This window comes from Citrobacter sp. Cb028 (assembly GCF_030336705.1).
In the GTDB taxonomy this organism is placed as follows: domain Bacteria; phylum Pseudomonadota; class Gammaproteobacteria; order Enterobacterales; family Enterobacteriaceae; genus Citrobacter; species Citrobacter braakii.
In genome coordinates this window covers 127962-134387 of the sequence record NZ_JAOWCZ010000013.1, presented here as the reverse complement: position 1 = coordinate 134387, position 6426 = coordinate 127962, and the positions used below count along the sequence as shown (strand labels likewise).

Sequence of the window (6426 nt, the reverse complement as noted above, 5' to 3'; positions counted from 1 at the left end):
AATTGCAGAAAAATGACTGACCGCTGCATTCCACAGCAAAACCCCGCCTTATACCCATTTACACACAGAGTTATCCACAATCGTAAGCAAAATAGTGGTCAGCCTCCCTGAAAGAAGTGAAAGCAGATAAGGAAATCTCTATATAAAAAGAGACTCGCTCTACGTTATATATAGAAGAAAAGCCCAGGCAGCCCATGCCCCATCATCCCTACCACCTTTGAATTACGCATCCCATCAGGCGATAATACCCATACAAACCGTGATTCCAGGACCGTGATGAGACACTCTCTGCAACGTACTGCTATACGCAAACGCCCGATGAAGCTCGGCACTACCGTGATCCTCATGGTCAGTGCTGTACTCTTCTCCGTACTGCTTGTCGTTCATCTGATTTATTTCTCGCAAATCAGCAACATGACGCGCGATGCATTAGCGGGTAAAGCGCTTGCGGTCGCACGAACGCTGGCAAACTCCCCGGAGATCCGCCAGGGGCTAATGAAAAAGCCCGAGGAAAGCGGTATTCAGGCGATTGCCCAGGCGGTGAATAAGAGCAACGATTTTTTGTTCATCGTCGTCACCGATATGCAAAGCATTCGTTACTCCCATCCCGAAGCGCAGCGAATCGGTCAGCCGTTTAAAGGCGATGACATTTTGCTGGCCCTACAAGGGAAAGAGAATGTCGCCATTAATCGCGGATTTCTGGCGCAAGCCCTGCGCGTATTTACCCCTATTTATGACGAGCATCACCGGCAGATAGGCGTCGTGTCGATCGGCCTTGAGCTAAGCAGGGTGACTGAGCAGATCAATAACAGCCGTGGCAGCATCTTTTGGTCCATCTTATTTGGCGTGCTGGTTGGGCTGCTCGGCACATGGGTATTTGTCAAAGTCCTCAAGCGTATTCTGTTTGGTCTGGAGCCTTATGAAATCTCCAATCTGTTCGAACAACGCCAGGCGATGCTGCACTCTATAAAGGAAGGCGTCATTGCCGTTGACGAGTGCGGTGAAGTGACGCTGATAAACCAGGCGGCACAAGAGTTGCTGGATTACCACAAATCGCAAGACGATGCCCAGCTCTCCACGCTCAGCCACGCATGGTCAAAAGTGGTCGATTTTTCACAGGTACTGCATGACGGAACGCCGCGTCGCGATGAAGAGATCATGGTGAAGGATCGGCTACTCTTAATTAACACGGTTCCGGTACTCAGCAACGGTAAAATCATCGGGGCCATTTCAACATTCAGAGATAAGACTGAAGTCCGAAAACTAATGCAACGACTGGACGGCATGGTCAACTATGCCGACGCACTTCGTGAACGATCCCACGAATTCATGAATAAATTGCACGTGATTCTGGGATTATTGCATCTGAAAAGTTATAAGCAGCTTGAAAATTACATCCTGAAGACCGCGAACAGTTATCAGGAAGAGATTGGCTCACTGTTAGGAAAAATAAAATCCCCGGTGATCGCAGGATTTTTACTCAGTAAGATTAATCGCACATCTGATTTAGGCCATAGCCTGGTGATCAGCAATGAAAGCCAGTTGCCGGAAAACAGCAACGAAGATCAGGTGGCTGTGCTGATTACCGTTCTGGGGAATTTGATTGAAAACGCCCTGGAGGCGCTAGGTCAAGAACCTGGTGGCGAGATCAGCGTATCCTTGCATTATCGACACGGCTGGTTGCATTGCGAAGTGAATGACGATGGTCCGGGGATTGCCCCCGAACACATTGAGCACATCTTTGAGAAGGGCGTTTCGTCAAAAGGAACCGAACGGGGCGTTGGTTTAGCGCTTGTTAAACAACAGGTTGAAAACGTTGGCGGCAATATTTCCGTCGAGTCAGAACCTGGGATCTTCACCCAATTTTTTGTACAGTTACCGTGGAATGGTGAGAGGGCCAGCAGATGATCAATGTCTTAATTGTCGATGACGATGCAATGGTAGCGGAATTAAACCGCCGTTATGTCGCGCAACTCTCCGGTTTTCATTGCTGCGGCACAGCCTCCACGCTGGAGAAAGCAAAAGAGATAATCTTTCATAGCGGTAATCATATCGATTTGATTTTGCTTGATATTTATATGCAAAAAGAAAACGGTCTGGATCTGTTGCCTGTATTGCACAGCGAAGGTTGCAAGTGTGATGTCATTGTCATCTCTTCCGCCGCTGACGCGACCACCATCAAAGACTCTCTCCACTATGGTGTCGTTGACTACCTGATCAAACCGTTCCAGGCGTCCCGTTTTGAAGAGGCGCTGACCGGCTGGCTACAAAAGAAAACCGAGATGGAAAAGCATCAGTACTATGAACAGTCTGAGCTTGACCAGTTGATTCACGGCAGCTCCTCCAATGAACAGGAAGCGCGGCGCTTACCTAAAGGATTAACGCCACAAACGTTACGCACGCTGTGCCAGTGGATTGATGAGCATCAGGATCAGGAATTCTCCACCGATGAACTGGCCAACGAGGTCAATATCTCGCGCGTTTCTTGCCGTAAATATCTTATCTGGCTCGTCAATTGTCACATCCTATTTACCAGCATCCATTATGGCGTAACCGGTAGACCGGTCTATCGTTACCGCGTTCAGGCTGAACATTACTCATTACTAAAACAATATTGCCAATAAAAACAATTTGGGATTATTTGTTATTTGAAAGTAACAATTATTAAAATAATGAAAAATCCCTTCTTTTCTGAATCATGCTGCAGAATTATAAATTTGCGTTAGATCAAATATATTTGTATCCAGCATGTTAAATGTATTATTTTAATATTGATTAACGTCACACTGTTTTTAATTTCAAAATCGCTAACAAAAGTTAATTAAGTATTATCTAGCTCGCAGAGTGTGTATTTTTACCCATAAAGGATTAGTCTGAAATTAACCAGACATACAAAATCTAGACTGGTAGCAATGGAGACCATGCTACGTACCATGGACACCGTACATTTTTGTGAGCAAATAAAAGTATCCGCACGCCAACCTCATCACATTATGAAATGGCGTGAGCGTGATCACACAAATAACCTACTCACCCATTCTGTCGGTGGTTCACGAAATAGCGGAAAACGCAAAACAGATAAATTACAGCGTCAACCGCAGCTCTCCATGTCCAGCTCTGCTTCCCATCGCCTGAGGATTCTCTCCTCTGATCAAAGCCACAGAAAAAAGCTAAATATCGCCATAACGTTAAAAAAACATTCTAGCAAGACATTTGAACATTAATCGCAAATACGGACATATCGAATACTGACCATTTTTTGATGCCTATTCCGGCAAAAAAGAATGTGGCACAGATCCATTTTTCAAAAAATTGACTGGTTTTTTCGCGAGGGTAAATAAAATGTTATTTAGTATACAACTTCTTATAATATTAATATGTTTGTTTTATGGTGCCAGAAAGGGCGGTATCGCGCTGGGTTTATTAGGCGGTATCGGCCTGGTCATTCTGGTTTTCGTTTTCCATCTCCAGCCGGGTAAACCACCTGTAGATGTAATGCTGGTTATTATTGCCGTGGTGGCCGCATCGGCAACCTTGCAAGCCTCCGGCGGCCTTGACGTTATGCTGCAAATCGCTGAAAAGCTGCTGCGCCGTAACCCAAAATACGTTTCCATCGTCGCCCCCTTCGTTACCTGCACCCTGACGATTCTCTGCGGTACAGGCCACGTGGTCTACACCATCCTGCCAATCATTTATGACGTTGCTATTAAGAACAATATTCGCCCGGAACGTCCGATGGCGGCGAGTTCTATCGGTGCGCAGATGGGGATTATCGCCAGCCCGGTGTCCGTGGCCGTTGTATCACTGGTCGCAATGCTGGGTAACGTAACGTTTGAAGGCAAGCATCTTGAATTCCTCGACCTGCTCAGCATCACTATCCCGTCTACCCTGTTGGGTATCCTGGCGATCGGTATCTTCAGTTGGTTCCGCGGTAAAGATCTGGATAAAGATGAAGAGTTCCAGAAGTTTATTTCCGTCCCTGAAAACCACAACTACGTTTATGGCGATACCGCCACACTGTTAGACAAAAAGCTGCCGAAAAGCAACTGGCTGGCCATGTGGATCTTCCTTGCCGCTATCGCCGTTGTTGCCGTGCTCGGCGCGTTCTCTGAGCTGCGCCCTACCTTCAGCGGCAAACCGCTGTCAATGGTACTGGTTATCCAGATGTTCATGCTGCTGACCGGTGCGCTGATTATTATCCTGACGAAGACCAATCCCGCTTCAATATCTAAAAACGAAGTCTTCCGTTCCGGTATGATCGCGATTGTGGCGGTGTACGGTATTGCCTGGATGGCCGAAACAATGTTCGGCGCGCACATGACGGAAATCGAAGGTGTGCTGGGCAATATGGTGAAAGAGTATCCGTGGGCCTATGCAATTGTTCTGCTGTTGGTTTCCAAATTTGTAAACTCCCAGGCTGCGGCGCTGGCGGCGATTGTTCCGGTCGCACTGGCAATTGGGGTTGATCCAGCGTACATCGTTGCTTCCGCTCCGGCATGTTACGGTTACTACATTCTGCCGACTTACCCGAGCGATCTGGCGGCTATTCAGTTTGACCGTTCCGGCACCACCCACATTGGCCGTTTCGTTATCAACCACAGCTTCATTCTACCTGGGTTGATCGGCGTGAGCGTATCCTGTGTCTTTGGTTGGATCTTCGCCGCAATGTACGGTTTCCTGTAATTACAGTGCGCGTGCCGTCCGCTTTGGAACGGCACGCCACCGTCAAGACACAGAGAATTTTAAAATTCCTGAGAAAAATGAAAAGGCTGGAAGCAAATGTCAAAAGTTGAATTCACTTATCAGGCGGCTTTCCCACTGGGGGAAGACAAAACTGAGTACTACCTGCTGACCTCCGATCACGTCAGCGTCGGCGAGTTTGAAGGCGAAACAATCCTGAAAGTAGCCCCTGAAGCACTTACGCTACTGGCCCAACAAGCCTTCCACGATGCCTCCTTCATGCTCCGCCCTGAACACCAACAGCAAGTCGCCTCAATTCTCCATGATCCCGAAGCCAGCGAAAACGATAAATACGTAGCGCTGCAGTTCCTGAGAAACTCCGAAATCGCGGCTAAAGGCGTATTGCCAACCTGCCAGGACACCGGTACGGCAATTATCATGGGTAAAAAAGGTCAGCGCGTCTGGACCGGTGGCGGCGACGAAGCGGCACTCTCCAAGGGCGTATTTAATACCTATATTGAAGATAACCTGCGCTACTCGCAAAACGCGGCGCTGGATATGTACAAAGAAGTGAATACCGGCACCAACCTGCCCGCACAAATCGACCTGTACAGCGTGGACGGTGACGAATACAAATTCCTGTGCGTGGCCAAAGGCGGCGGTTCAGCGAACAAAACCTATCTGTATCAGGAAACCAAAGCGCTGCTGACGCCCGGCAAACTGAAAAACTTCCTGGTAGAGAAAATGCGCACGCTGGGTACCGCAGCATGCCCGCCGTACCACATTGCATTCGTCATTGGCGGCACGTCAGCGGAAAGCACCCTGAAAACGGTGAAGCTGGCCAGCACACACTACTATGACGCACTGCCGACTGAAGGTAATGCGCACGGCCAGGCGTTCCGCGATCTGCAACTGGAACAGGAACTGCTGGAAGAAGCGCAGAAACTCGGCCTCGGCGCCCAGTTTGGCGGGAAATACTTCGCGCACGATATCCGCGTGATCCGCCTGCCTCGCCACGGCGCATCCTGCCCGGTTGGTATGGGTGTGTCTTGCTCCGCAGACCGTAACATCAAGGCCAAGATTAACCGCGAAGGGATCTGGATCGAAAAACTGGAACATAACCCAGCCCAGTACATTCCGGAGTCGCTGCGCCAGGCAGGCGAAGGTGAAGTGGTTAAAGTTGACCTTAACCGCCCAATGAAAGAGATCCTCGCTCAGCTCTCTCAGTATCCGGTTTCTACCCGTCTGTCGCTGAGCGGCACCATCATTGTCGGTCGCGATATTGCCCACGCGAAGCTAAAAGAACGTATTGAGTCCGGCGAAGGTCTGCCGCAGTACGTGAAAGATCACCCTATCTACTACGCGGGCCCGGCCAAAACACCTGCGGGTTATCCGTCCGGCTCTTTAGGACCAACCACTGCGGGTCGTATGGACTCCTATGTTGACCTGCTACAGTCTCACGGCGGCAGCATGATCATGCTGGCAAAAGGTAACCGTAGCCAGCAGGTGACAGACGCCTGCCATAAACACGGCGGCTTCTATTTAGGCAGCATTGGTGGCCCGGCAGCGGTACTTGCGCAGCAGAGTATTAAACATCTGGAATGCGTGGAATACCCTGAGCTGGGTATGGAAGCTATCTGGAAAATTGAAGTCGAAGATTTCCCGGCTTTCATTCTGGTCGATGACAAAGGCAACGATTTCTTCCAGCAAATCGTCAGCAAACAATGCGCTAACTGCGCGAAGTAA

5 protein-coding genes are annotated in these 6426 nt (G+C 49.1%); all 5 read left to right on the top strand.

What is annotated here, in order from left to right; genetic code table 11:
- Window positions 1-276 precede the first annotated feature (276 nt).
- Window positions 277-1908, top strand: coding sequence for a sensor histidine kinase (locus OGV75_RS00655; RefSeq protein ID WP_016155492.1), 1632 nt, complete (start codon window positions 277-279; stop codon window positions 1906-1908).
- Window positions 1905-2624: a two-component system response regulator DcuR gene (gene dcuR / locus OGV75_RS00650; protein WP_016155419.1), complete on the top strand. Its 720-nt coding sequence runs from the start codon at window positions 1905-1907 to the stop codon at window positions 2622-2624. The genes OGV75_RS00655 and dcuR overlap by 4 nt, the downstream gene beginning before the upstream one ends.
- Before the next feature lie 297 nt (window positions 2625-2921).
- Window positions 2922-3224: a hypothetical protein gene (locus OGV75_RS00645; protein ID WP_131341598.1), complete on the top strand. Its 303-nt coding sequence runs from the start codon at window positions 2922-2924 to the stop codon at window positions 3222-3224.
- 118 nt (window positions 3225-3342) lie between these two features.
- Window positions 3343-4683 carry an anaerobic C4-dicarboxylate transporter DcuB gene (gene dcuB / locus OGV75_RS00640; RefSeq protein WP_003031873.1) on the top strand — a complete coding sequence of 447 codons (1341 nt, stop codon included), beginning with the start codon at window positions 3343-3345 and terminating at the stop codon, window positions 4681-4683.
- Between the two features lie 96 nt (window positions 4684-4779).
- Window positions 4780-6426 (top strand): class I fumarate hydratase FumA, encoded by a 1647-nt coding sequence (gene fumA, locus OGV75_RS00635; RefSeq protein ID WP_016155418.1) that lies wholly within the window; start codon window positions 4780-4782, stop codon window positions 6424-6426.

Coding starts and splice junctions, on each gene's coding strand:
- dcuR (WP_016155419.1), top strand. CDS start 1,905: ATGATCAATGTCTTAATTGTCGATGACGATGCAATGGTAGCGGAATTA.
- dcuB (WP_003031873.1), top strand. CDS start 3,343: ATGTTATTTAGTATACAACTTCTTATAATATTAATATGTTTGTTTTAT.
- fumA (WP_016155418.1), top strand. CDS start 4,780: ATGTCAAAAGTTGAATTCACTTATCAGGCGGCTTTCCCACTGGGGGAA.
- OGV75_RS00655 (WP_016155492.1), top strand. CDS start 277: ATGAGACACTCTCTGCAACGTACTGCTATACGCAAACGCCCGATGAAG.
- OGV75_RS00645 (WP_131341598.1), top strand. CDS start 2,922: ATGCTACGTACCATGGACACCGTACATTTTTGTGAGCAAATAAAAGTA.